Consider the following 24,091-nt stretch of genomic DNA (forward strand, 5'->3'; position numbering starts at 1 on the left):
GCGTCGTCGTCCCCGGGGAGGCGCACCGCGGGCGCGGGGCGGGCGAGATCGGTGCTTCGGCTCGAGATCGGTGCGTGCACGCACCGATCTCGAGCCGAAGCACCGATCTCGACGCCGACGGCCCGGGGGTCGGGCGCGCAGTCGCCGAGATAGGGCCCGCCGCGCGAGGGAGGACCGTCTGCGGCCCTCTCTCGGCGCGGCGGTCCTATCTCGGCGAGCGCTCGGCGGGCGCGGGCGCGGACGCCGCGGGCGCGGGCGCCGCGGGCGCGGGCGGGAGCGCCGCCAGCCACCGACGCGCCGCGCGCGGGGTGCGCAGGCGCACCACCGGGACCGTCCCCGTCGCCGCGAGGCGCCGGTACCGCTCCCGATAGGCCGCGTGCTCGGTCCACGACCACAGCACGATGTTCTCCTCCGGGTCGGTGCGCACCAGCGACGCCAGCGACTCGGTGTTGCCGTGGTAGATCGGCCGGCGCAGCACCGAGCGCGCCAGCGTCCGCCGCACGACACGGGCCATGACGAGCGCCCGCGGGTAGTCGAGCCACACGACGGCGTCCACGTCGTCGGCGAGCCCCCGCCGCACGTCGTTCCAGTTGCCGTCGACGACCCAGCCGCCGGGGGCGCCGTCGAGGAACTCCCGGAGGATCCCGCGCGCGACCTCCGGGTCCTTCTTGACCCAGCCCGGGCCCCAGAACACCTCGTCGAGCTCGCGGTGCGGGACGCCGAGGCGCCGGGCGAGCGCGCGGGCGAACGTCGTCTTGCCGGCGCCGGAGTTGCCGACGACGCGCACGCGCCGCGGGGGCCAGGTGGTCATCGGGGCAGCCTAGCGAGCGGTCCGACGCCGCCCCGGCCCGACGCCGCCCTGTCCGACGCCGCCCCGCCCGACGCCCCGTCGGCCTCAGCCCTCCGCCAGCACCGCCGCGAGCGAGCGCAGCCGCGCGTTGGTGAACAGGTCGTCCAGCAGCACCAGCCGCCCCGCCCCGTCGGCGAGCGGCACCTTCCAGTTCGGGTACTCCTGGTCGGTCCCGGGCTGGTTCTGCGCGCGGCGCTCCCCGACGGCGTCGGCGAGCGAGACCCCGACGAGCACGCTCGGCGTGCGGAGCACGTACCGGTGCAGCGCCTCGACGACCTCGCGCTCGCTGGGGTCGTCGCCCAGCAGCCCGCGGTCGCGCAACGCCGCCAGCATCGCCTCCCGCTCGGACCGCGCCGCCCGCCGCACCTGCTCGACGGGCTCGGTCAGCAGCCCGAGCCGCTCGCGCAGCACGACGTGCTCCTCGGCGAGGTAGCCGGCCGTCGGCGGCAGGTCGTGCGTCGTCACCGAGGACAGCGCGAGCCGGCGGTAGTCCTCGGGCGGCAGCGGCCGGCCGTCCGCGTCCTTCTCGAACCACAGGATCGACGTGCCGAGCACGCCGCGGTCCAGCAGGTAGTCCCGGACCCACGGCTCGACGTTGCCGAGGTCCTCGCCGATGACGACCGCGCCGGCGCGGTGCGCCTCGAGCGCGAGGATGCCGATCATCGCGTCGTGGTCGTAGGTCACGTAGGTCGCGTCCGCCGGGCTGTTGCCCTGCGGGATCCACCAGAGCCGGAACAGCCCGATGATGTGGTCGATCCGCACGGCGCCCGCGTGCCGCAGCACGGTGCGCAGCATGTCCCGGTACGGCCGGTAGGCCACCCGCTCCAGCTCGGCGGGGTGCCACGGCGGCTGCGACCAGTCCTGGCCCTGCTGGTTGTACATGTCCGGCGGGGCGCCGACCGACGCGCCGCGGGCCAGCACCGAGCCGAGCGCCCAGGCGTCCGACCCCTCCGGGTGCACCCCGACCGCCAGGTCGTGCATGACGCCGATCGACATGCCCGCCTCGTGCGCGGTGCGCTGGGCGGTCGCGAGCTGCTCGTCGCACAGCCACTGCAGCCAGCAGTAGAACCGCACCCGGTCGGCGAGCTCGGTGCGGGCGCGCAGGGCGCCGGGCGCGGCGGGGTCGCGCAGGTCGGCGGGCCACGGCGGCGCCCCGTGCTGCTCGGCCAGGGCGCACCAGAGCGCGAAGTCCTCGAGCCCGCGGCCCTCGCGCCGGCGGAAGTCGTCGAACGCCGACTGCCGGGCGGCCGACCGGGGCGCGGCGAACACGACCTCCAGCGCGGCCTTCTTGGCGGCCCACACGACGTCGCGGTCGATCGGGCCCTCGTCGGCGTCGAGCGCCAGCGCCTGCTCGGCGGACCACTCGACGAGCGCCCGGTCGGCCGACGACAGGTACGCCGTCTCGGGGACGTCCTCCACCCGGAGGTACAGCGGGTTCACGAACCGGCGCGTGGTCGGCAGGTAGGGCGACGGCGTCAGCGGCGGCACGGGCTCGGCCGCGTGCAGCGGGTTGATCAGCAGGAACTGCGCGCCCGCCTCGTGGCCCGACAGCCACGCCAGGTCGGCGAGGTCCCGCAGGTCCCCCGCGCCCCAGGACGCCCGCGAGCGCACCGAGTACAGCTGGACCATCAGGCCCCAGGCGCGCTTCTCGTCCAGCGCGGCGGGCAGCGCGAGCCGGTCGGGCGTGACCGCCAGCGGGCTCGCCGCCTCACCCGACGGTCCGGAGGTGCGCAGCAGGTGCCAGCCGAGCGGCAGCCCCGCCGGGACCACGAACGTCGCGCGCCCGATCTCGCGGCCGTCGACCGTGCGGGGCTCCACCAGGACGTCGGCCTGCTCCAGCTCGACCCGCTCCGTCACGGCCCCGGCGGCGCGCCGGCCGCGGCCCTCGGCGCCGTCGATCTCGACCCAGGCGCGGACCGGGTCGCCGTGCGTGACGTGCACCGGGACCTGGACGGCGTCGGACTGGCGGACCACGACGACCGGCGGCAGCACCCGGCGCCACGGGACGTCCTCGGCGTGCCGCAGGGCGACCTCGACCCGCTCCGGCGTCGAGGCGTCCACGCCCAGCGCGCCGAGGACGGCGACCAGGGTGGCGGGGGCGACGTCGCGCATCCCGCCGTTGAACTCCTGGAACTCCGTGGCGACGCCGTGCGCCCGCGCCAGGTCCAGCAGGGACTCGGGGGGTGTGTGCTCGGCCACACGCCGATCCTGCCAGAGGGGCAGCACTCACGCCGGGCAGCCGCGCTGGTGGGTGGCGGTGCGGACCCGCCGGGCCGCGCCCCGCCGGGTGCTCGCGGTGGGTGCCGGGCCGGGTCGTAGGGTGGCGCGCATGACCGCCGAGCCCGCCGCCACGCCCGCCGCCGCAGCCCCCGGCTACCCCGCCGCCCGCCGCCTGGACCTGGTCGAGGACCTGCACGGCCGCGCCGTCGCCGACCCGTACCGCTGGCTGGAGGACGCCGACGACGCCGAGACCGAGGCCTGGTCGACGGCCCAGGACGACCTGTACGCCGCGTACCGCGCGCGGGTCACGTCGGGCGACCTCGCCGAGGGGCCGCTCGCGACCGGCCCGCTGACCGAGCGGCTGCGGGCGCTGCTCGGCGCCGGCTTCGTCGGGGCCCCGGCCTGGCGCGGCGACCGCCGGTTCTTCTCCCGCCGCACGGGCGACCAGGAGCACGCCGTCGTGGTCGTGGCCGAGCCGGACCCGGACGCCCCCGGCGCCGAGCGGGAGCGCGTGCTCGTCGACCCGGTCACGCTCGACCCGGCGGGCACGACCACGCTGGACGCGTGGCAGCCCAGCAAGGAGGGCGACCTGCTCGCCTACCAGGTGTCGCACGGCGGCACCGAGGAGAGCGTGCTGCACGTGCTCGACGTCGCGACCGGCGAGCTCGTGGACGGGCCGGTCGACCGGGCCCGCTACTCCCCCGTCGCCTGGGAGCCGGGCGGCGGGTCGTTCTTCTACGTCCGCCGGCTCGCGCCCGACCAGCTGCCCGAGGGCGAGAAGCAGTACCACCGCCGGGTGTGGCGCCACGTGGTCGGCACCGACGCGGCGCAGGACCTCGAGGTGTTCGGCGACGGCCTCGAGATGACGAACTACTACGGCGTCTCGGTGTCCCGCGACGGCCGCTGGCTCGTCGTCTCCGCGTCGGCGGGCACGGCGCCGCGCACGGACGTGTGGATCGCCGACCTGCACGCGACCGGGCCGGGGGCGGTGCCGGCGTTCCGCGAGGTCGCCGTCGGCCACGACGCGGAGGTCGCCGCGTGGGTCGGCCGGGACGGGCGGCTCTACGTGCACACCACGCTCGACGCCGACCGCGGCCGGCTGGCGGTCGCCGACCCCGAGGAGCCGGGCGTGCCGCACTGGCGCACCCTGCTCGCGGAGGACCCGGAGGCCGTCCTGGAGGACGTCGCGGTCACGGACGGCGGCGGGGACGACAGCGCGCCCCGGCGGCTGGTGGCGGCGTGGCGCCGGCACGCGGTCAGCGAGGTCACCGTGCACGACCCGGCGACGGGCGAGCGGCTGCCCGGCGGGGCCGGCACCGTCGACCTGCCCGGGCTCGGCTCGATCGGCGGTCTCGTGACCCGGCCCGACGGCGGCGCGGACGTCTGGTTCTCGTACACCGACCACACGACGGTCACCGAGGTGCACCGGTACGACGCCGAGGCCGGCACGACGACGCTGTGGGCCGCGCCCCCCGGGGCCGTCGCCGACCTGCCCGACGTCCGCGTGCAGCGGGTCGTCGCCACCAGCGCGGACGGCACCGAGGTCCGCGCCTTCGTCATCGCGCGCGCCGACGCGCTCGACGCCGAGGGGCGGCCGCTCGCCCCGGCGCCGACGATCCTCTACGGCTACGGCGGCTTCCAGATCTCGCTGGACCCGGCCTACTCCGCGACCACCCTGGCGTGGGTCGAGGCCGGCGGCGTGTACGTCGTCGCGAACCTGCGCGGCGGCGGCGAGGAGGGCGAGGAGTGGCACCGCGCCGGGCGCCGCGGGCACAAGCAGCACGTCTTCGACGACTTCCACGCGGTCGCGCGGCTGCTCGTGGACGAGGGCTGGACGACCACCGACCGGCTCGCGTGCTGGGGCGGGTCGAACGGCGGCCTGCTGGTCGGCGCCGCGCTGACCCAGCACCCGGAGACGTTCGCCGCGGTGGTGTGCTCGGCCCCGCTGCTCGACATGGTGCGCTACCAGCGGTTCGGCCTCGGGACGACCTGGAGCGACGAGTACGGCGACGCCGACACCCCGCGCGAGCTCGACTGGCTGCTGTCCTACTCGCCGTACCACCGCGTGGTCGAGGGCACCGCCTACCCGGCGACGCTGTTCACGATCTTCGACGGCGACACCCGGGTCGACCCGCTGCACGCCCGCAAGCTCGGCGCGGCGCTGCAGGCCGCCACGTCCGCCCCGCTCGACGAGGCGCCGGTGCTGGTCCGCCGCGAGAAGGGCGTCGGGCACGGCGGGCGGGCGCTGTCCCGCACGGTGGCCCTGACGGTCGAGCAGCTGCAGTTCGTCGCCGACCGCACGGGGCTCGCCGCGCGCTGACGACGCCGGGCGCGCGCCCGCCCGGGACCGTGTGAGGGTCCCGTGCGGGCCGCGTGCGGGGCGCGCGACCGCCCCCGCGCGTTCGTTAGCGTGGACCGGTGATCCTCTCGTCCCTCCCCTCCCTCGCGCCGGCCGCGGCGGGCGACGACCCGGGCGCCGAGCTCGCGGACAACGCGAACGCGCTCGTCGACTGGCTGCTCGGCCCCGGCCTGCGCATCGCGATCATCGTCGTGATCGGCGTCGTGGCCCTGCTGGTCGTCCGGCGGCTCATCAAGGCCGTCACCGAGCACATCGCCGACGGCACGTCCCTGCTCCAGCGCGGCATCGCCAAGCCGCTCGGGGGCACCGAGGTGGCCGCCGCGCTGCGCAAGGTCAACCCGATCGCGAACGCCCGGCGCACCCAGCGCGCCCGCACCATCGGCTCGGTGCTGCGGTCCACGGCGGGCATCGTCATCGGCACGATCGTGGTGCTGTCGGTGCTCGACCAGGTCGGCGTGAACATCGCCCCGTTCATCGCGTCGGCCGGCATCGTCGGCGTGGCGCTCGGCTTCGGCGCGCAGAGCCTGGTCAAGGACTTCCTGTCGGGCATGTTCATGCTGCTCGAGGACCAGTACGGCGTCGGCGACGTGGTCGACGTCGGGCCCGCGCAGGGCACCGTCGAGTCGGTCGGCCTGCGCGTGACCAAGATCCGCGACGCCGACGGCACGCTCTGGTACGTCCCGAACGGGTCGATGCTGCGGGTCGGCAACAAGACCCAGGGCTGGGCGAACGCCGTCGTCGAGGTGAAGGTCGACTACTTCGCGGACCTCGACCGGGTGGGCGACGTGCTGGTCGGCGCGGCGGCGCGCCTCGCCGAGGACCCGGCGCTCGGCCCGTCGATGGAGGGCGCGGCCACCGTGACCACCGCCGAGGACCTCTCGTTCGACGCGGTGACCGTCAAGCTCGTGCAGCGCACCGCCCCGGCGCGGCAGTGGGCGGTCGCCCGCGCGCTGCGCACCGCGGTCCGCGAGGCGCTGGAGGCCGCGGACATCCCGCTGGCCGGGCAGCGCGAAGCGCTCGAGGCGCACCGCGAGCGGGTGTCGGCGACGGACGAGCCGACGACGGACTGACGCGACGCGCGACGGCCCCGGCCGCACCGGTCCCCCGCGGGGGTCGGTGCGGCCGGGGCCGTCGTCGTCTGCGGGGCGGTCTGCGTCAGCGCAGGCCGTCGAGCTCCGCGGCCAGGTTGTCGGCCTCGGGGCCGACGATCACCTGGACGATGCGCCCGGAGCGCACGACGCCGAACGCGCCGGTCGCCTTGAGGGCGTCCTCGTCGACGCGCTGCGGGTCGGTGACCTCGACCCGCAGGCGCGTGATGCAGGGCTCCAGGTCGACGACGTTGCCGCCGCCGCCCAGCGCCACCAGGATCTGCTCTGCCTTGCTCAATGGAACCCCCGTCGTGCTGTTCTGCCGGACTGCCCCCGCGGCCACCCGCGCGGGCGGTCGCCTGACGACCAGCCTAGTCCGCGCGGCGCCCCGCGACCCGGTGCGACGCCCGGACCGCGCCGCGCGCGGTGCGAGACTGTCGCCATGACCGAGCAGCCGCCGCTCCCCGCGCCCCGCCCGGCCGGCCCGTCCCTGCCGCTGAGCGCCGCCGCGCCCACGCCGTCGCCCGCGGCCGCCCTCGCCCCGGCGCCCGAGGGCAGCTCCGAGGCCCGCCGCCGGGAGTCGTTCTACGAGGCCGTCGGCGGGCACGCGACGTTCGCCCGGCTGGTCGACGCGTTCTACGAGGGCGTCGCCACCGACCCGGTGCTGCAGCCGATGTACCCCGAGGAGGACCTCGGCCCCGCGAAGCGCCGGCTGACGATGTTCCTCGAGCAGTACTGGGGCGGCCCGACCACCTACTCCGAGGAGCGCGGGCACCCGCGGCTCCGGATGCGGCACATGCCGTTCGCCGTGGACGTCGACGCGCGCGACCGGTGGCTCCGGCACATGCGCGCGGCGGTCGACGCGCTCGGTCTGGCCCCGCTGTACGAGGCGACGCTGTGGGACTACCTGGAGCGCGCCGCGCACTCGCTGGTCAACACCGCGAGCCGCTGAGGGGCGCGGCCCGGGGGCTGGCCCGGCGCACGACCCGGCACCGCGCGCCCCGGCAGCCGTGAGACGCTGGCCCGCGTGACCGACGCCGCCCCCGCGACCCCCGCCGCCCCCGCCACCGACCCCATCACCGCGCTGCTCGCCGTCCTCGACGTCGCCCCCGGCGCCGGCCCGGACGCCTTCACCGCCGCGAGCCTGCCGAAGCCCGGCGGCCGGGTGTTCGGCGGCCAGGTCATCGCGCAGGCGCTGGTCGCGGCCGGCCGCACCGTGCCCGAGGGCCGGCTGCCGCACTCGCTGCACGGGTACTTCCTGCGCGCGGGCGAGGTCGGCACGCCGATCGAGCTCGGCGTCGAGCGGCTGCGGGACGGCCGGTCGTTCTCCGCCCGGCGGACGCACGCCGCGCAGGACGGCGACCCGATCCTGTCGATGATCGCGTCCTTCCAGGAGGACCAGCCCGGGGTCGAGCACACCGAGCCCGCCCCCGACGTCCCGGCACCCGAGGACGTCGAGTCGGCGATGGACCGCATGGGCCACCTGGACCACCCGGTCGCCCGGTTCTGGACGCACGAGAGCGCGTTCGACGTCCGGCACGTCGGCGGCTCGCTCTACCTCGGCCCGGCCCCGACGCCCGAGGGCCGGCAGCGGGTGTGGATGCGCGCGAAGGGCGCCGTGCCGGCGGACCAGCTGCTGCACCGCGCCCTGCTCGCGTTCGCGTGCGACCAGATCATGCTCGAGCCGGTGCTCCGGCGCGCCGGGCTGTCCTGGCTCACGCCGGGGCTGTCGGTCGCGAGCCTCGACCACGCGATGTGGTGGCACCGGGACGTGCGGGTCGACGACTGGCTGCTGTTCGACCAGGACAGCCCGTCGGCGCAGGGCGGCCGCGGGCTGGGCAGCACCCGGGTGTTCGACCGGTCGGGCGCGCTCGTCGCCACGATCGCGCAGGAGGGCATGGTCCGGGTCCCGGCGGCCTGACGGGTCCCCGCGGCCGGCGGTGTCGGCGGCTCCCTGACGGCTCAGGCGCTCCGCTGGCGGGGCCCCGCGCCCCGGTGCACAGTGTCCCGGTGGTGAGGCTGCGACGGGTCAGGATCGACTCCCCGGGGTGGACCCGGCGACGCGCGGGCACGGGCTTCTCGTACCTCGACGTCGACCGCGTCACGCGGATCACCGACGTCGAGCACCTGGACCGGATCGTCGCGCTGGCCATCCCGCCGGCGTGGCAGGACGTGTGGATCAGCCCCTGGGCCAACGGCCACATCCAGGCGGCCGGGCTCGACGACGCGCAGCGGCGGCAGTACCTGTACCACGAGCAGTGGCGCCGGCGCCGCGACCGGCTCAAGCACGATCACGTGCTCGACGTCGCCCGGCGGCTGCCGGCCGCCCGCCGCTCCGTGCGCCGGGACCTCGCGCTGCCGGGCTTCCCGCGGGCGAAGGCGCTCGCCCTGGCGTTCCGGCTGCTCGACCTGGCCTACTTCCGGGCGGGCGGCGAGGGCTACGCGCAGCGGAACGGCTCCTACGGACTCGCCACGCTGCGTCGCGAGCACGTGCAGGTGCTGGCGGACGACGACGGCGCCGCGACGGCGGTGCGGTTCCACTACCCGGCCAAGTCGGGGCAGATCCGGGACGTCGTGGTGGAGGACGAGCAGGTGGCGGACCTGGTCGGCACCCTGCTGCGCCGCCGTGGCGGCGGGCCCGAGCTGCTCGCGTGGCGGGACGACGACGGCTGGCACGACATCACCAGCGCCGAGGTCGGTGCTGACGTCAAGCACCGGCTCGGGGACGACGCCAGCCCGAAGGACTTCCGCACCTGGCACGCGACGGTGCTCGCGGCGCGCGGGCTGGCGGCGGCGGGCGAGGCGCCGAAGTCGGAGCGGGGCCGGCGCCGGGTCGTGGCGACCGTGGTGAAGGCCGTGTCGCACGAGCTCGGCAACACCCCGGCGGTGTGCCGCGCGTCGTACATCGACCCGCGGGTCGTCGAGCTGTGGTCGCACGGCAGCACGATCCGCCCGACCCGCTCCCAGGCGGTGGCGGAGAAGGAGACCCTGGCGCTGCTGTCCTGACCGCCGTCGACCTCGGGCGTCAGTCCCGGACGCGGGCCAGGGCGAAGCCGTCCCAGCCCTTCGCGCCGACCGTCTGCAGGGCGGTCGCGTCCAGGCGCGGGTGCGTGCCGAGCGCGTGCAGCACCTCCCGCGAGCCGACCACGCGCGGGTCGTCGGACGCGGCGTCGGCCACCTCGCCCCGGCGCACCACGTTGTCGACGACGATCACCGTGCCGGGGTGCGCCAGCCGCACCGCGAGGTCGAGGTAGCGCGCGTTGCTGGGCTTGTCGGCGTCGATGAACACCAGGTCGAACGCGTCCTCGCCCTGCGCGACCAGCTCCTCGACCGAGTCGACCGCCGGCCCCTCGACCAGCCGCACCCGGTCCGCGACGCCCGCCCGCACGAAGTTGTCCCGCGCCACGGCGGCGTGCGCCGGGTCGATCTCCAGCGTGGTCACGTGGCCGTCCGGCCCCACCGCGTCGGCGAACCACAGCGTGCTGTAGCCGGCGAGCGTGCCGAACTCCAGCACCCGCCGCGCGCCCGCGATCCGGCACAGCAGCCACAGCAGCCGGCCCTCCGTCGGCGCGACCTCGATGGCCGGCAGCCCGGCCGCGCGGCCGGCGTCCCGCGCCGCGACCAGCGCGGCGCTCTCCGGCACCAGCTCCTCGACCAGGTACGCGTCGACCGCGGCCCAGCCCTGCTCCCCCGACCCGTGCTCGCCCATGGTCCGATCATGCACCCGCGCCCGGGGATCCGGGACGGGGTCGAACCACCCGCCCCAGCAGATGCGGGTCGCCCGGGGGCGTCGGAGACTGCGGACGTGCCCGATGACCCCGCCGTGACCAGCCCGAGCGCGGACGCGCCCACCGCCGACGACCTGCTCCCCGAGCCGGTGGCCGCCTCCCTGACCGGGATCGTCCCCGGCGTCGGCCCGGACGGGCGCCTGCGCCCCGACGCGCCGCTCGTCGCCGTCACCGGCGTGACCGGCTACGTCGGGGGCCGCCTCGTGCCCGAGCTGCTGGCGGCCGGCTACCGGGTGCGCGCGATCGCCCGGCGGCCCGAGCGGCTGCGCGGCCGGCCCTGGTACGACGCGGTCGAGGTCGCCCAGGCCGACGCGGCCGAGCCCGAGCAGATCCGCGCGGCGCTCGAGGGCACCGACGTCGCCTACTACCTGATCCACTCGCTCGGCTCGGGCCGGCGGTTCGAGCAGCGCGACCGGCACACGGCGCTGGTGTTCGGCGCCGCGGCGCGCGAGGCCGGCGTCGGCCGGATCATCTACCTCGGCGGCCTGTCCCCCGACACCGAGGACCTGTCCCCGCACCTCGCGTCGCGCAAGGAGGTCGGCGAGATCCTGCTGGCCTCCGGCGTCCCGACGACGGTGCTGCGCGCGGCCGTGATCCTCGGCTCGGGGTCGGCGTCGTTCGAGATGATGCGGTACCTCACCGAGCGGCTGCCCGCGATGACCGTGCCGAAGTGGCTGGACAACCGGATCCAGCCGATCGCCGTGCGGGACGTGCTGCGCTACCTCGTCGGCTCGGCGTCGATGCCGCCGGAGGTCAGCCGGGAGTTCGACATCGGCGGGCCGGACGTCCTGACCTACCGCGACATGATGCAGGGGTACGCGAAGGCGGCGGGGCTGCCGCGGCGGATCATCGTGAAGGTGCCCGTGCTGACGCCCCGGCTGTCGAGCCACTGGGTCGGGCTCGTCACGCCGGTGCCGTCCGGGATCGCGCGGCCCCTGGTCGAGTCGCTGGTGCACGAGGTCGTCTGCGACGAGCACGACATCGCGCAGCACGTGCCGGACCCGCCGGAGGGGCTGATCTCGTTCCCGCGGGCGCTGCGGCTCGCACTCGCCCGGATCCGCGAGGCCGACGTGACGACGCGCTGGTCGTCGGCCGGCGTGCCCGGCGCGCCGTCCGAGCCGCTGCCGTCCGACCCGGACTGGGCCGGCGGCTCCCTCTACGAGGACGCGCGCTCCGTCGAGGTGGACGCGTCCCCGGCGGCGCTCTGGCGGGTGCTGGAGTCCGTCGGCGGCGAGCGCGGCTGGTACTCGTGGTCGCTCGCCTGGCGGGTCCGGGGCCTGATGGACCGGGTCGTCGGCGGGCCGGGCCTGCGCCGCGGCCGGCGGGACCCGCGGCGGCTCGTCGTCGACGACGCGGTGGACTTCTGGCGGGTCGAGGAGGTGCAGCCCGGCCGGCTGCTGCGGCTGCGCGCCGAGATGCGACTGCCCGGGCTGGCGTGGCTGGAGCTGCGCGTGGAGCCCGAGGGCGACGAGCCCGCGCGGCCGGCGGCGCAGGACGCCGACGCCACCGCCCGGCCCTCCGACGTCTCGCCCGAGCGCTGGACCACGCCGCCGACCCGGTTCGCGCAGCGCGCCGTGTTCCACCCGCACGGGCTGCTGGGGCAGCTGTACTGGTGGTCGGTGTACCCGTTCCACGGGGTGGTGTTCGGCGGGATGCAGCGCAACATCGCCCGCGCGGCGGAGACCGCGGAGCGCGCGCGCCGCGACCTCCCGCGCTGATCGTGTCGCAGGCCGCGGGCGTCGAGATAGGACCGTCACGCCGAGATAGGACCGTCTGCGGCCCTATCTCGGCGCGGAGGTCCTATCTCGGCGGGGGAAGGGCGGGCCGGGGTCAGCGGGCGCGGCGGCGGAAGGTCGGGGCGTCCTCGACGTAGGGGAGCCACGCCGCGCGCTCGGTCTCGCCGATGCGGCGGGGCGCGCCGCTCGCGGCGTCCACCAGGACCAGCGTGGTCACCGCGCGGGCGTACGGGCCCGGGCCGGCGCCGGAGTCGTCCGGGGACGCGTCGTGCACCTCGTAGCAGACGTCGATGCTCGCCCCGCCGAGGTGGCCGATCCACATGTCGACGACGACCGGCGCGCGGCGGTAGCCCAGCGGGCGCAGGTACTCGACCTCCTGCCGGGCGACGAGCGTCGCGGTGCGCGCGCCCGGTCCGGCGTCGAGCACGGCGGTCGGCCAGGTCTCGCGGTCGGCCGGGCCGGCGGGCGCGGGCGCCGAGCTGTCGCCCAGCAGGTCGGCGGGCGCGGGGTGCGCCCAGAACGCCTCGATGCGCGCCTCCTCGAGCAGCCGCAGCAGCTCGACGTTGTTCACGTGCCCGTACGCGTCCATGTCGGACCAGCGCAGCTGGACCGGCACCCGGAGCCTGGTCATGCGTCCCCCGTTCCTCGGTGCGGCGCCGCGGGGTGGCGCCCCCAGCATCCTGCCCCTCGTCGCGGCGTGCGCGGGCGCGGCGCGCGTGTGGCGTCGGCCGCACGCGCGGTCAGCGGCCCCGGTCCCCCGCCGCCCGGCGCGCCTGGTCCCGGCACGCCGCCAGGTCCGCGAGCACCGCCCCGGCCGGGTCGACCGCCCGGTCCCGCGCCACCCGGGTCACCGCCGCGAGCAGCCGGGCCCGCGCCGCGCGCGCCCGGCCCCGCGCCCGCAGCCGCGCGAGCACCGACGCCAGCAGCGCCAGCAGCGCCCCGGCGAGCAGCCCGCCGGCGAGCAGCGCGGTCGGCACCGGGAACGGCCCCCACTCCGGCGTGCGCGGCGCGGGCAGCTGCAGGTACGCCAGCCCGGCGAGCGCCGCGAGCCACAGCGCCCCGGCGACCGCCGCCGCGAGCAGCACCCACTGCACGACCCCGGCGACCCGCACCCACGCCCCCGGCCGGTCGGGGAGCAGCGTCGTCGACCCGACGGCCCGGTCCAGGTCCTCGGCCAGGTCGGCGGACCCCACCGCGTCCCGGACCGCCAGCGCCCAGGCGTCCGGGGCGTCCGCGGCGGCGCCGTCGACGTACCGGCGCACGGCCGACGACGCGGCGGCGCGGGCGGCGGGCCCGGCGGGCGGCAGCGAGGTGCGCTCGACGGCGCCCGGCTCGACGTCGTCGGCCGGGCCGCCCCGGCCCCGGCGGCGCCCCGGGAGGGACCCCGTCGCGAGGTGCAGCCGGCGCAGCGGGTCGGGCCGGAGCCGCGCGAGCCAGCGCACCGGCGGCCACCCGGCCCGCGCCGAGGCGCGCCGCACCGCGGCCCGCCGCACCGCCTCGACCACCACGGGCACACCCGCGGCGTCGGCGAGCGCGTCCGCCAGCGCGGGCAGGCCGGCGTCGTCCCGGCCGCGCCGCCGCCCGGGGGCCGCGCCGCACGCGTCCAGCACCCGGCGCGCCGCCACCTCGACGTCCGCCGTCATCCGCGCGACGGCGACCCGGCGACGCTCCGCGGCGTCGTCGAGCAGGTCCCGCAGCGCGGGCACGCCGTCGCCGGTGCGCGCGGAGACCGCGAGCGTCCGCACGCCCGGCAGCCCGTCCGCGGCCGCGAGCCGCCGGAGGTCCGCGAGCACCGCGTCCACCTCGGCGGGCCCGAGCCGGTCCGCCTGGTTGAGCACCAGCACGACGACCTCCGCGTGCCGGGCCAGCGGGCGGAGGTACCGCTCGTGCAGCGCCGCGTCGGCGTACTTCTGCGGGTCGACGACCCAGACCAGCAGGTCGACCCGCTCGATCAGGTGCTCCGCCCGCAGCCGGTGCGCCTCGACGACCGAGTCGTGGTCCGGCAGGTCGAGCAGCACCAGCCGCGACCCCGCCGCGCCCGGCCCGGCCGGCAGCCCGTGCCGCCGCCGCACCCCGAGCCAGTCGAGCAGCGGGTCGGCGCCCGGCCCGCGGACCGCCGCCAGCGCCTCGCCGGTCGTCGGGCGCTGCACGCCCGGGCGGGCGACCTCCTCGCCGACCAGGGCGTTCACCAGCGACGACTTGCCCGAGCCGGTGGCGCCGGCCAGCGCGACGACCGTGTGCTCGGCGGACAGGGCCGCGCGCTCGCCGACCCGGGCCAGCACCGCCCGGCCGTCCGTGACCACCTCCGCGGGCAGCCGGCCCTCGCCCGCGTCGAGCGCCGCGGCCAGCGCGGCGACCCGGTCGTGCAGCGGGACGCTCATCCGCGGTCCTCCCGGCCGAGCAGCCGCCGCCAGAACCCGCCGCGCGGGCGGTCGCGGGCGGCGTCGGCGTCGGCGTCGGCGTCGCGGCCGCCGGCGTCGTGCGTCCCCGCGCCCGCCACGCCCCCGCCGCCGCGCGTGCTCCCCGCGGCGCCCGGCCACGTGCCGCCCGCGCCGCCCGGGGTCCGGCCCGGCCCGGCGCCGCCCGCCGCGGCGCGCCACCGGTCCGCGCCGCGCAGGCTCGCGGTCGCCCCGGCGGTCGCCCCCGCCGCCGGCCCGGCCGCGTCGCCCGCCGCCGGCCCCGCCGCCTCGCCCGCGCGGCCCGCGCGCTCCGCCCGCGCCGCGTCCGCCACCGCCGTCGCCGCCCCGCGCAGCGCCGACCCGCCGGACACCACCAGCGCGTCGAGCTGCGCCGTGTACCGCGCGGCCTCGCCCGCGAGCACGTCGCGCACCCGTGCGTCGAGCCGCTCCCGCGCCTCCCCGGTCAGCCGGCGCACCGCGTCGTCGCCGAAGACCGCCTCCAGCAGCTTCTGCGCGACGACCGCCGTGCCGCCGGCGATGCCCACCTCGACGCCGGTCAGCCCGCCCGTCGACGCGAACGCCAGCACCATGAGGCTGACGCCGAGCGCGTTCACCCCGAACGACAGCGCCCGGGCGGTGCCGCGCCGCTGCGCGCCCTGCTCGCCCACCAGCGCCAGCACGTCCGCCTGCCACGCGCGGATCTCCCGGTCCACCTCGGCCCGCAGCGTGGCCGACGACCGGGACAGGCCGAGGTCCGGCAGCAGCCCGGCGCCCGACGGGTCGCCGCGCCAGGCGGCGTGCGTGCGCTCGGCAGCGGCGTCCGCGGCGTCCAGCACCACGGCGGCCAGCCCGTGCGCGATCGCCTGCTCGACGGGTGCCTGGGCGGCGGGGCGGCCGCGGACGAACCCGACGACCGCGTCCCGCACGCGGCCCACGCCGCGCTCGACGGACCGCAGCAGGTCACCGGTGCCGACCAGCTCCTGCCACCGGGCCAGCACCTCGCCGCGGAGCATCGCCCCGTCCGAGGTCGCCGCCGCGACCTGCGTGGCCGCCTCGGCGTAGGCGCGCGCGACGGCGTCCCGCAGCCGGGTGTCCGCCACCACCTGGTCGTCGGCCGCCTGCGCGAGCGCGAGCCCGCGGCGGGCGAGGTCGTCGACCACGCCGTCCCGCGTCGCGACCGCCACCGCGCGCCGGGCGGCCGCGTCGCCGCCGAGGTCCGACAGCCAGGCCGCCACCGGGCCGACCGCCTCCTCCGGGAGCAGGCCGTCCGGGCCGACGCCCTCCGCGACGGGGAACAGCGGCGCGGCCGCCAGCCCGTTCGCGTCGAGCATCCGGCGCAGGTCCTCCACCGCCGCCTCGGAGCCCGGGTCCACCCGGTCGACGACGAGCGCGACCTGGGCGTGCCGCTCGGCGGCCGTGTGCAGCAGGTCCCACGGCACCGCGTCGGCGTACCGCGCGGCGGTGGTGACGAACAGCCACAGGTCGGCGGCGGCGAGCAGCTGGGCCGCGAGCCGGCGGTTCGCCTCCTCGACGGAGTCGACGTCCGGGGCGTCCAGCAGCGCGAGGCCGCGGGGCAGCGCCGGGCTGGGGACGAGCCGGACCGCGGCGGCGCCCGGCTCGGCGGCCGGGTCCGCACCCGGCGCCCGGTCGCCCGCCAGGCGCGCGAGCCCCGGCAGGACCCGGTCGCCGGCGAACCAGCCGCCGTCCAGCGGGTGGTGGACCAGCACGGGCGAGCGCGTCGTCGGCCGCAGCACGCCGGGGTCGCTGACCCGCTCGCCGAGCAGCGAGTTCACCAGCGTCGACTTGCCCGCCCCGGTCGACCCGCCGACCACGACGAGCAGCGGCGCCCCCGCCGAGCGGAGCCGCGGCAGCAGGTAGTCGTCGAGCTGGTCGAGGGCCGCCCGGCGGTCGGAGCGCGCCTGCGCGGCGCCGGGGGCGTCCAGCGGCAGCGCGAGGTCGCGGAGCCGGGCGCGCAGCCGGTCCAGGGCGTCGGCGAGCGCGGCGTCCGCGCCGGTCACCGCGCCGGTCACCGCGCCGGCGGCGGGCGGGGGCGTGTCGTCGGCCATGCCGCCCATCCTGCCGTCCGCGGCCGCCACCCGCCCTGGGACGCGCGCCGGCCGCCGTTCCCGGGTGGGGAGCGGCGGCCGGCGCGGGTGGTGCGGGGTGGTTCAGTCGCGCGTGAGCTTGCGGTAGGTCACGCGGTGCGGCCGAGCCGCGTCGGCGCCGAGGCGCGACACCTTGTTCTCCTCGTAGGAGGCGAAGTTGCCCTCGAACCAGTACCAGCTCGCCGGGTTCTCCTCGGTGCCCTCGTAGGCCAGGATGTGCGTCGCCACCCGGTCGAGGAACCACCGGTCGTGGGACACCACGACGGCGCAGCCGGGGAACTCCAGCAGGGCGTTCTCCAGCGAGCCGAGGGTCTCGACGTCGAGGTCGTTGGTGGGCTCGTCGAGCAGCAGCAGGTTGCCGCCCTGCTTGAGGGTGAGCGCGAGGTTCAGGCGGTTGCGCTCGCCGCCGGACAGCACGCCCGCGGGCTTCTGCTGGTCCGGGCCCTTGAAGCCGAACGAGGCGACGTAGGCGCGGGACGGCATCTCGACGTTGCCGACCTTGATGAAGTCGAGCCCGTCGGACACGACCTCGAACAGCGTCTTCTTCGGGTCGATGCCGCCGCGCGACTGGTCGACGTAGGACACCGACACCGTCTCGCCGACCTTGAGCGAGCCGCCGTCGAGCGGCTCCAGGCCCACGATCGTCTTGAACAGCGTGGTCTTGCCGACGCCGTTCGGGCCGATGACGCCGACGATGCCGTTGCGCGGCAGCGTGAAGCTCAGGCCGTCGATGAGGACGCGGTCGCCGAAGCCCTTCTCGAGCTTCTCGGCCTCCAGCACGACGCTGCCCAGACGCGGGCCCGGCGGGATCTGGATCTCCTCGAAGTCGAGCTTGCGGGTCCGGTCGGCCTCCGCCGCCATCTCCTCGTAGCGGGCCAGGCGGGCCTTCGACTTGGCCTGGCGGCCCTTCGCCGAGGAGCGGACCCACTCGAGCTCGTCCTTCAGGCGCTTGGCGAGCTTGGCGTCCTTCTTGCCCTGCACCTCCATGCGGGCGGCCTTCTTCTCCAGGTAGGTGGAGTAGTTGCCCTCGTACGGGTACAGCCGGCCGCGGTCGACCTCGCAGATCCACTCCGCGACGTGGTCCAGGAAGTACCGGTCGTGGGTGACCGCGAGGACGGCGCCGGGGTACGTGGCGAGGTGCTGCTCGAGCCAGAGCACGCTCTCGGCGTCGAGGTGGTTGGTGGGCTCGTCGAGGAGCAGCAGGTCGGGCTTCTCGAGCAGGAGCTTGCAGAGCGCGACGCGGCGGCGCTCACCACCGGACAGCACCGACACGTCGGCGTCCGGCGGCGGGCAGCGCAGGGCGTCCATCGCCTGCTCCAGCTGGGCGTCGAGGTCCCACGCGTCGGCGGCGTCGATGGCCTCCTGCAGCTGGCCCATCTCGGCGAGCAGCGCGTCGAAGTCGGCGTCGGGCTCGGCCATGAGGGCGGAGATCTCGTTGAACCGGTCGATCTTGCCCTTGATCTCGGCGACGCCCTCCTGGACGTTGCCGAGGACGGTCTTCTCCTCGTTCAGCGGCGGCTCCTGCTGGAGGATGCCGACCGTGAAGCCGGGGCTGAGGCGCGCCTCGCCGTTGGAGGGCTGGTCCAGCCCGGCCATGATCTTGAGGATGGTCGACTTGCCCGCGCCGTTCGGCCCGACGACGCCGATCTTGGCGCCGGGCAGGAAGTTCAGCGAGACGTCGTCGAGGATGACCTTGTCGCCGTGCGCCTTCCGCGCCTTGTACATGCTGTAGATGAACTCAGCCACTGGCTTCTCGTCCGCCTCGGGGTCGTCGGTACCGGTGTCCGCGCGCGCCGGGCGACCTCGCGGGTGCCGGGCGACGGCGCGATCCCCCAGCCTAGGCGATCCCGGCCCCGGGGACCGCGCCGCCGCGGCGACCGTCAGGCCGTCAGCGGCTCCGCGGGCGACACGTCCCCCGCCGGCGGGTCGTCGTCGGGCAGCTCCACCGCCCGGCTGAGGTCGACCGGCGCCGACTCCCCCGCCGCGGCCCCGTTCCCGCCCGGACCGCCCGGACCGCCCGCACCGGCCCCGTCGTCGCCCCCCGCGCCCGGGTCGCCCGCACCTCCGTCGTCGCCGACCCCGCCCGCGCCGCGCGCCACGTGCACCGTCCGCGTGAACCGCGTCGTCCCCCGCGACAGGTCGTGGCCCACCGCGTCCGCCGTCAGCTCGGCGGTGGTGCGCGACCGCCCGTCCGGCGTCGCCCAGTCGACCAGCCGCAGCCGGCCGTGCACCACCACCGGCTCGCCCCGGCGCACCGCCTCCGCGACGTTCAGCGCGAGGTGCCGGAACGTCTTGACCGTGAACCAGCTGGTGTCGGCGTCCACGTACCCGTCCTGGTCGCGGTCGTACACCCGCGGCGTGCTGGCCAGGCGGAACTTGGTGAACGGGACCTGCCCGTCGTCGCCGAGGTACTGGACCGGGTCGCTGCCGACCCAGCCGACCACCGTCACCGTGAGCTCGTTGACCGCCATGCGTCCTCCTGCTGCCCGGGGCCGGCGCCCGAGCGGGCCGGCCGTGGGCACGACGCTGCCCGGCCGCGCACCGCCCGCGCCCGGCGGCCGCACCGGACCTGGGGACGACGCACGCCCCGGCGCCTGTGGAGGACTCGGCGCCCCGCGATCACGCACCCCGGGCCGCGCCGCGCGGGCCCTCAGCCCTCGCGTGCCCCCGCGACCAGCTCCCGCACCCGCCGGTGGTCCGCGAGCACGGTCGCCGTCGGCTCCGCCAGGCAGCGCCGGGCCACGCCCTCGAGCGCCTCGCGCCCGTCCCGCCGCACCCGCTCCGCCCGCCGCGTCGCCGCCGCGCGCCGCGCCCGCACCGCCAGCCACGCGCACAGCGCCGCCAGCACCGCGAGCCCGGCCGCCAGCGGCCAGCCCAGCCGCAGCAGCTCGTCCGGCCCGGTGCCCGAGCCCCAGGTGCGCCACGCCCCCGCGCCGGCGGCGGCCACCGCGCCGACGGCGAGCACCACCGCCAGCACGAGCAGCGCCACCGCGAGCCGAGACCGCCGGGTCACGACCGCGACCCGGGACAGCGCCTCGTCGGCGGCCGACCGGATCTCCTCGGTCCCGGCCAGCGCGCCGCGCACGGCCTCGACCCAGCGCCGCGGCAGCCGGGCGGTGACGGCGTCGGTCCACTGGCCCCGCGCGAGCGCGACCGCGCCCTCCTGCACCGAGACCAGCTCCGGCACGGTCGTCGCGCTCCCCCGCACCACCGCCGCGACCGCGTCGGCCAGCGCCGGCAGCCCCGCGGCGTGCGCGAGCGTCACCGCGACCGGCGTCACGTCGAGCGCGTCCGCCGGCGGCTCCGCGTCGCCGACCTCGCCCTGCACGAGCCGCGCCGCGTCGGTGATCTCGGCGGACGCGCGCCGCGCCGCGAGGCTCTGCCGCCCCACGACCTCGGCCAGCGTGTCCCGCATCTCGGCGACGCCCTCGCCGGTGCGCGCGGACGTGGTCCGCACCTCGACGCCCGTGAGCCCGTCCGCCGCCAGCAGCCGGCCGACGTCGGCGGTCAGCGCCTCCCGCTGCTCCGCGGGCACCGTGTCGACCTGGTTCAGCACGACGAGCATGGCGCCCTCGTGCCCGACCAGCCCGCGAAGGTAGCCGGAGTGCAGCGAGTCGTCGGCGTACTTCTGCGGGTCGACGACCCAGATCAGCAGGTCCGCCATCGGCAGCAGCCGGTCGACGGCCTCGCGGTGCGCGTCCTCGATCGAGTCGTGGTCGGGCAGGTCGAGCAGCACCAGGCCGCGGAGCGGCGCCTCGGTGTCGCCGTCGAGGGCGCTCTCCCGCTCGATCCGGCGGTCCTCCGCCACGTCCAGCCAGTCGAGCAGCTTCTCGCCGCCCCCGCCCCAGACGCAGGCGGTCGGCTGGGAGGTCGTGGGCCGCTTGACGCCCACCTCGGCGAACTCCAGGCCGCAGATCTCGTTGAACAGGCTCGACTTCCCGGAGCCGGTGCCGCCGAGCAGCGCCACGACCGTGTGGTCGACGCCGAGGGCCAGCCGGGTCCGCACCTGGTCGCCGATCCCCCGCACCCGGGTCGCGACGGCCGGGTCGACGCGGTCGCCGCCCACCGCCAGCGCCTCGTCGAGCCGGGCCAGCCGCTTGGTGAGCGCCGCGGTGTCGCTGCGCGGGTCGGTCATGTCAGCCCCTTGATCACGGCCAGCCGCAGCCGCAGCGTCGACGCGGCGTCGGGTGCGAGCGCCGGGCGGTCGAGCACCGCGACGGCCGCGTCCCGCTCGCGCCCGGCCTGGTCGGCGGCGTGCTGCGCGAGCCGGTCCCGGAGGGTCGCGGCCACAGCGGTGCCGCGGTCGCCCAGCAGGTCGACCAGCATCCGGTCGGCCGGCTCCAGGCCCGCGGCGGAGGCGAGCGCGAGCGCGGCCAGGCCCTCGTCCCCGAGCGCGCGCTGCGCGGCGGCGGCCCGCTTGGCGGCCTTCCCGGCGGCGCGCCTCGCGGCGCGGTCCTCGCCGGCGGGCGCCGGCGCGGCGTCGTCGGCGGTCAGCACCTCGACGGCGCCGCCGACCCAGTCCCGGGCGGCCCGCTCGACCTCGCGCGGCCGGTCCGCCGCCCGGTCCGCGGTCGACCAGTCGCCCGCGAGCGTCGTCGCCCCCGCGGGGCCGGTCGCCAGCGCGTCGCGCAGCGCGGTCTCGGTGGCGGCGCCGACGGCGGACAGCGTGGAGCTCGCGGACGACACCAGGTCCTGGACCAGCGGCATGACCGCGGCCGCGCGGTCCCGCCCGGCACGGCGCGACCGGTCGACCCGGCCACCGCCCTTGACCACGTCCGCGAGCGCCGCGCCCGGCGCGGTCAGCTCCGTCCACCGGGCCTGCACCGCGCCCTGCGCCACGGCGCCGCGCGTGATCGTCCGGCGGGCGTCCTCGGCCGGCGCGCGCACGGCGTCCTCGAGGGCGGAGCGCACCGCGGTCGCGGCCTCGGCCTGGCGGTCCACCGCCTCCACCAGCTCGTCGACCCACGGCCGCAGCGCGGCGAACGACCCGCGCAGCGTCCGCGCCACGACCGTGCGCGCCCGGTCGGCGCCGGCGAGCATCGTCAGCCAGCGCGTGATCGGCGCGACCAGCGGCGGGTCCATCAGCCCCTCGTGCGGGCCGAGGTCCGGCACCACGAACAGCGGCGACCCCTGCATGCCGTGCGAGCGCAGCCGGTCCAGCAGGTCGCCGCGCACCGTCGGCAGCGACGCCGGGTCGACCCGGTTCAGCACCATCGCGACGGAGGCCCCGCGCTCGGTCGCGCCGGTGAGCACCCGCCACGGCAGCGCGTCGCCGTACCGCGCCGCGGTCGTGACGAACAGCCACAGGTCCGCCGCCTCGAGCAGCCGGTGCGCCGAGCGCCGGTTGGCCTCCTCGACGGAGTCGACGTCGGGCGCGTCCATCAGCGCGATGCCGCGGGGCACCCGGTCCGAGGCGACGATCTCCACCGCGTCGGTCACCGGGTGCTCGCGGACCAGCTCGCCGTCGTCGGGGTGGTGCACGAGCACCGGCCGGCGGGTGGTCGGCCGCAGCACGCCGGCGGTCGTCACCTCGGTCCCGACCAGCGAGTTCACCAGCGTCGACTTGCCCGCCCCGGTCGACCCGGCGACCACCACGATCGCCGGCGCGGACAGCTGCCGCAGGCGCGGGACCAGGTGGTCCGCGAGCTGGTCGACCAGCCGGGTGCGGGAGGCCCGCGCGGCGCCGACGCCCGGCACCTCGAGCGGGAACTCGGTGGCCCGGACGTCGCGCAGGAGGTCGGTCAGGGCGTCGAGCAGGGACGTCGCGGCCAGCGGCCGGTCGAGGACGTCCCGCGCCGCCGAGCTCTCCGCCTGCACGTTCACCCCGTCATCCTCTCGTGTGAACGGGGGGCGGGCCAAACGTGCGCGCCGTGTGACCTGCGGCGACTTCTGCCCGCGGTGCCCGGCGGGGCCGCCGGACCGGGCCGCGGCGGGCGCGTACCCTGGGTCCGCCGGTCGCGCGGCCCGCCGCGCGGCGGCCGGCGACGCCTCCATAGCTCAATGGATAGAGCAACGGCCTTCTAATCCGTCGGTTGCAGGTTCGAGTCCTGCTGGGGGCACCGCGACGAGATGGTTAGCTCGGCGACCTTCCGATAGTCGTCGTCAACCCACGCTGTCATCGCGTCCGCAAGCCACGCCCTTGCCGATCCGAGAAGTCGAGCACTCTCCGTTCAGTGGCAGGTCGGCTGAGGGGTCGAAGCGGCGCCGTCATCGAGCACGGCCCGAGCATCCCAGCTTCGACGCGGTCGTAACGCGCGTCGCCCTGTGAGTCGGCGGTCGCATCATTCACACCGCGCTTGCCCCTGCCGGTGGGTGTCAGTGTCACGGTCGAGTCGGGTGTCTCGACGACGAAGCCACGGGGCGCCGCGCCGTTGGTCGGTGCCGTCAAGGACTGGCGAAGGCCGACAGCCGCGCGGGTTACGCGCTGGGGCGGTGGTCCGAGCGCGAGTAGCCGAGGGTACGTGGGAGCCTCGGCCTCCCGGCCGTCCCAATGCCGGGATGCTGCAGCCACGAACACGGACGTCCACACCGTGGAGAGCATCAGCGCCTCGGCGAGCAGCGGCGCCGGTCGCAGGTTGAGGACAGTCACCTCCCACGAACCAGCGTGCGAGTGGCGCTTCGGCAGCCGCTCGAGGAACTCGAACGCGACCGCGTCGATGATCGGGACGGAGCGCTCGAACGCCGACAGAGGAATCGTCCCGTCCTCGTTCGGTGGCGTTGTTACGAACTCGATTCGCAGGTCGTCGCGCTGGCGAACGGCGAATCCATGCTTCAATTTGTTGTTGCCTGCGTTGGTGTCGAGTCGATCGTTCACCAGGAGGTCCATGGCGCGGCGGACCCACTGCCAGTGGATGCGTACGCCGTCAAGAAGTTCCTCCGGCGGCGCGTTGCGGAAGCGGTTGGCCTCATCGATCGGCAAGAACAAGTCGAAGGGGACGCCTGACTCCTCAACTTGCCTTAAGACGTTCACGAGCGCTGCGCCGTCGTCCCGGTTCGACGCCATCTCAGCCCACACACTCCAGCAAGGGCGCTCCCAGACTGTGACGACACCATGGACGAGCCGAACCAGCGACTCCGCGATGTGCTGCCGCAGAGCGAACGCGTCGAGCGCTCGCTGCTGCTCTCGTTCACGTTCCGACGGTTGGGTGTCGGCGAGCATGCGCGGGTCCAGCCCCAAGGCCGCGATCTCCGCCGCGAGATCCGCGGAGTAATCGACCGGCGCTGGCTCCCGCAGGAGCATGTCGATTCGGGACCGCCAGTACGCCGGAGCGTTTGATTCGAACATCGAGCAGTCCAGTTCCCTGCACTGCTCAGCGGTGAGACTCTCCGAGTCGCTCGTCGGATACATGCCTGGCCCGTCGAGTCCTCCTGGCGTCGAGTCTTCGTGTTCCATGGACCCGACGATCGCATGTGCATCCGAGCTTGGAAGCCTCCAGGGCTCCGCAACGAACTGCGCGGACGCGATCGTCCGCTTCAGAGCGTCACGCCAGAGCAGCCTCGACGCCGCCCGGAGGGGCTGCCGTTCCCGTGCGGAACGCGCGGGCGC

General features: G+C 76.9%; 18 protein-coding genes and 1 tRNA gene. 7 read left to right on the forward strand and 12 right to left on the reverse strand.

Annotated features, from left to right (window positions below; translation table 11 throughout):
• Positions 1–205: 205 nt before the first annotated feature.
• Both VER05_RS16005 and malQ read right to left on the reverse strand, forming a co-directional pair.
• On the reverse strand, positions 206–811 hold the full coding sequence (locus tag VER05_RS16005) for a toxin (RefSeq protein WP_324846311.1): 606 nt from the start codon (positions 809–811) through the stop codon (positions 206–208).
• An 84-nt stretch (positions 812–895) separates the two neighbouring features.
• The gene (malQ, locus tag VER05_RS16010) at positions 896–3,049 is read right to left on the reverse strand and encodes a 4-alpha-glucanotransferase (RefSeq protein WP_324846312.1); all 2,154 of its coding nucleotides are present in this window, start codon (positions 3,047–3,049) and stop codon (positions 896–898) included.
• Between the two features lie 130 nt (positions 3,050–3,179).
• On the opposite strand from malQ, the gene VER05_RS16015 reads away from it, so the two are divergent.
• Positions 3,180–5,390 carry a prolyl oligopeptidase family serine peptidase gene (locus tag VER05_RS16015; protein WP_324846313.1) on the forward strand — a complete coding sequence of 737 codons (2,211 nt, stop codon included), beginning with the start codon at positions 3,180–3,182 and terminating at the stop codon, positions 5,388–5,390.
• 98 nt (positions 5,391–5,488) lie between these two features.
• The gene (locus VER05_RS16020; protein WP_324846314.1) at positions 5,489–6,499 is read left to right on the forward strand and encodes a mechanosensitive ion channel family protein; all 1,011 of its coding nucleotides are present in this window, start codon (positions 5,489–5,491) and stop codon (positions 6,497–6,499) included.
• Positions 6,500–6,584: 85 nt separating this feature from the next.
• On the opposite strand, the gene VER05_RS16025 is transcribed toward VER05_RS16020, so the two are convergent.
• Complete coding sequence (locus VER05_RS16025) at positions 6,585–6,815, reverse strand: glucose PTS transporter subunit EIIB (RefSeq protein WP_158373826.1); 231 nt, start codon at positions 6,813–6,815, stop codon at positions 6,585–6,587.
• 144 nt (positions 6,816–6,959) lie between these two features.
• On the opposite strand from VER05_RS16025, the gene VER05_RS16030 reads away from it, so the two are divergent.
• The 3 genes from VER05_RS16030 (at position 6,960) to VER05_RS16040 (ending at position 9,523) form a co-directional block, all read left to right on the forward strand.
• Positions 6,960–7,469, forward strand: a complete 510-nt coding sequence (locus VER05_RS16030; RefSeq protein WP_324846315.1) for a globin — start codon at positions 6,960–6,962, stop codon at positions 7,467–7,469.
• Positions 7,470–7,544: 75 nt separating this feature from the next.
• Positions 7,545–8,438 carry an acyl-CoA thioesterase gene (locus VER05_RS16035; protein ID WP_414647640.1) on the forward strand — a complete coding sequence of 298 codons (894 nt, stop codon included), beginning with the start codon at positions 7,545–7,547 and terminating at the stop codon, positions 8,436–8,438.
• 89 nt (positions 8,439–8,527) lie between these two features.
• Entirely contained in the window at positions 8,528–9,523 is a 996-nt protein-coding gene (locus VER05_RS16040) for a DNA topoisomerase IB (protein ID WP_414647641.1), read from the forward strand.
• A gap of 19 nt (positions 9,524–9,542) precedes the next feature.
• Here VER05_RS16040 and VER05_RS16045 read toward each other — a convergent pair whose 3' ends face one another.
• On the reverse strand, positions 9,543–10,226 hold the full coding sequence (locus VER05_RS16045; protein ID WP_324846317.1) for an O-methyltransferase: 684 nt from the start codon (positions 10,224–10,226) through the stop codon (positions 9,543–9,545).
• 96 nt (positions 10,227–10,322) lie between these two features.
• Here VER05_RS16045 and VER05_RS16050 point away from each other — a divergent pair, with 96 nt between their 5' ends.
• Positions 10,323–12,023, forward strand: coding sequence for an SDR family oxidoreductase (locus VER05_RS16050; RefSeq protein WP_324846318.1), 1,701 nt, complete (start codon positions 10,323–10,325; stop codon positions 12,021–12,023).
• 112 nt (positions 12,024–12,135) lie between these two features.
• On the opposite strand, the gene VER05_RS16055 is transcribed toward VER05_RS16050, so the two are convergent.
• The 7 genes from VER05_RS16055 to VER05_RS16085 form a co-directional block, all read right to left on the reverse strand.
• Positions 12,136–12,672 carry a thioesterase family protein gene (locus tag VER05_RS16055; protein WP_324846319.1) on the reverse strand — a complete coding sequence of 179 codons (537 nt, stop codon included), beginning with the start codon at positions 12,670–12,672 and terminating at the stop codon, positions 12,136–12,138.
• Positions 12,673–12,781: 109 nt separating this feature from the next.
• Entirely contained in the window at positions 12,782–14,422 is a 1,641-nt protein-coding gene (locus tag VER05_RS16060) for a GTPase (protein WP_324846320.1), read from the reverse strand.
• Positions 14,419–16,506, reverse strand: a complete 2,088-nt coding sequence (locus VER05_RS16065) for a GTPase domain-containing protein (protein WP_324846321.1) — start codon at positions 16,504–16,506, stop codon at positions 14,419–14,421. Before VER05_RS16065 ends, VER05_RS16060 begins: the two co-directional genes overlap by 4 nt.
• A gap of 102 nt (positions 16,507–16,608) precedes the next feature.
• A complete protein-coding gene (gene ettA / locus VER05_RS16070) occupies positions 16,609–18,291 on the reverse strand; it encodes an energy-dependent translational throttle protein EttA (RefSeq protein WP_324846322.1) in 1,683 nt (560 codons plus the stop codon).
• Positions 18,292–18,425: 134 nt separating this feature from the next.
• Positions 18,426–19,016: a single-stranded DNA-binding protein gene (locus VER05_RS16075; protein ID WP_324846323.1), complete on the reverse strand. Its 591-nt coding sequence runs from the start codon at positions 19,014–19,016 to the stop codon at positions 18,426–18,428.
• Positions 19,017–19,195: 179 nt separating this feature from the next.
• Complete coding sequence (locus VER05_RS16080) at positions 19,196–20,680, reverse strand: GTPase (protein WP_324846324.1); 1,485 nt, start codon at positions 20,678–20,680, stop codon at positions 19,196–19,198.
• The gene (locus VER05_RS16085) at positions 20,677–22,368 is read right to left on the reverse strand and encodes a dynamin family protein (protein ID WP_324846325.1); all 1,692 of its coding nucleotides are present in this window, start codon (positions 22,366–22,368) and stop codon (positions 20,677–20,679) included. Before VER05_RS16085 ends, VER05_RS16080 begins: the two co-directional genes overlap by 4 nt.
• 163 nt (positions 22,369–22,531) lie before the next feature.
• Between VER05_RS16085 and VER05_RS16090 the strand changes: the two genes are divergently transcribed.
• Positions 22,532–22,604, forward strand: a tRNA-Arg gene (locus VER05_RS16090).
• Positions 22,605–22,660: 56 nt separating this feature from the next.
• On the opposite strand, the gene VER05_RS16095 is transcribed toward VER05_RS16090, so the two are convergent.
• A partial coding sequence (locus VER05_RS16095; RefSeq protein WP_324846326.1) for a hypothetical protein occupies positions 22,661–24,091 on the reverse strand: 1,431 nt, incomplete at its 5' end.

It is taken from the genome of Cellulomonas sp., from assembly GCF_035634735.1.
Lineage (GTDB): Bacteria > Actinomycetota > Actinomycetes > Actinomycetales > Cellulomonadaceae > Cellulomonas.

Coding starts and splice junctions, on each gene's coding strand:
- VER05_RS16015 (WP_324846313.1), top strand. CDS start 3,180: ATGACCGCCGAGCCCGCCGCCACGCCCGCCGCCGCAGCCCCCGGCTAC.
- VER05_RS16055 (WP_324846319.1), bottom strand. CDS start 12,672: ATGACCAGGCTCCGGGTGCCGGTCCAGCTGCGCTGGTCCGACATGGAC.
- VER05_RS16005 (WP_324846311.1), bottom strand. CDS start 811: ATGACCACCTGGCCCCCGCGGCGCGTGCGCGTCGTCGGCAACTCCGGC.
- VER05_RS16080 (WP_324846324.1), bottom strand. CDS start 20,680: ATGACCGACCCGCGCAGCGACACCGCGGCGCTCACCAAGCGGCTGGCC.
- VER05_RS16065 (WP_324846321.1), bottom strand. CDS start 16,506: ATGGCCGACGACACGCCCCCGCCCGCCGCCGGCGCGGTGACCGGCGCG.
- VER05_RS16075 (WP_324846323.1), bottom strand. CDS start 19,016: ATGGCGGTCAACGAGCTCACGGTGACGGTGGTCGGCTGGGTCGGCAGC.
- VER05_RS16045 (WP_324846317.1), bottom strand. CDS start 10,226: ATGGGCGAGCACGGGTCGGGGGAGCAGGGCTGGGCCGCGGTCGACGCG.
- VER05_RS16060 (WP_324846320.1), bottom strand. CDS start 14,422: ATGAGCGTCCCGCTGCACGACCGGGTCGCCGCGCTGGCCGCGGCGCTC.
- VER05_RS16030 (WP_324846315.1), top strand. CDS start 6,960: ATGACCGAGCAGCCGCCGCTCCCCGCGCCCCGCCCGGCCGGCCCGTCC.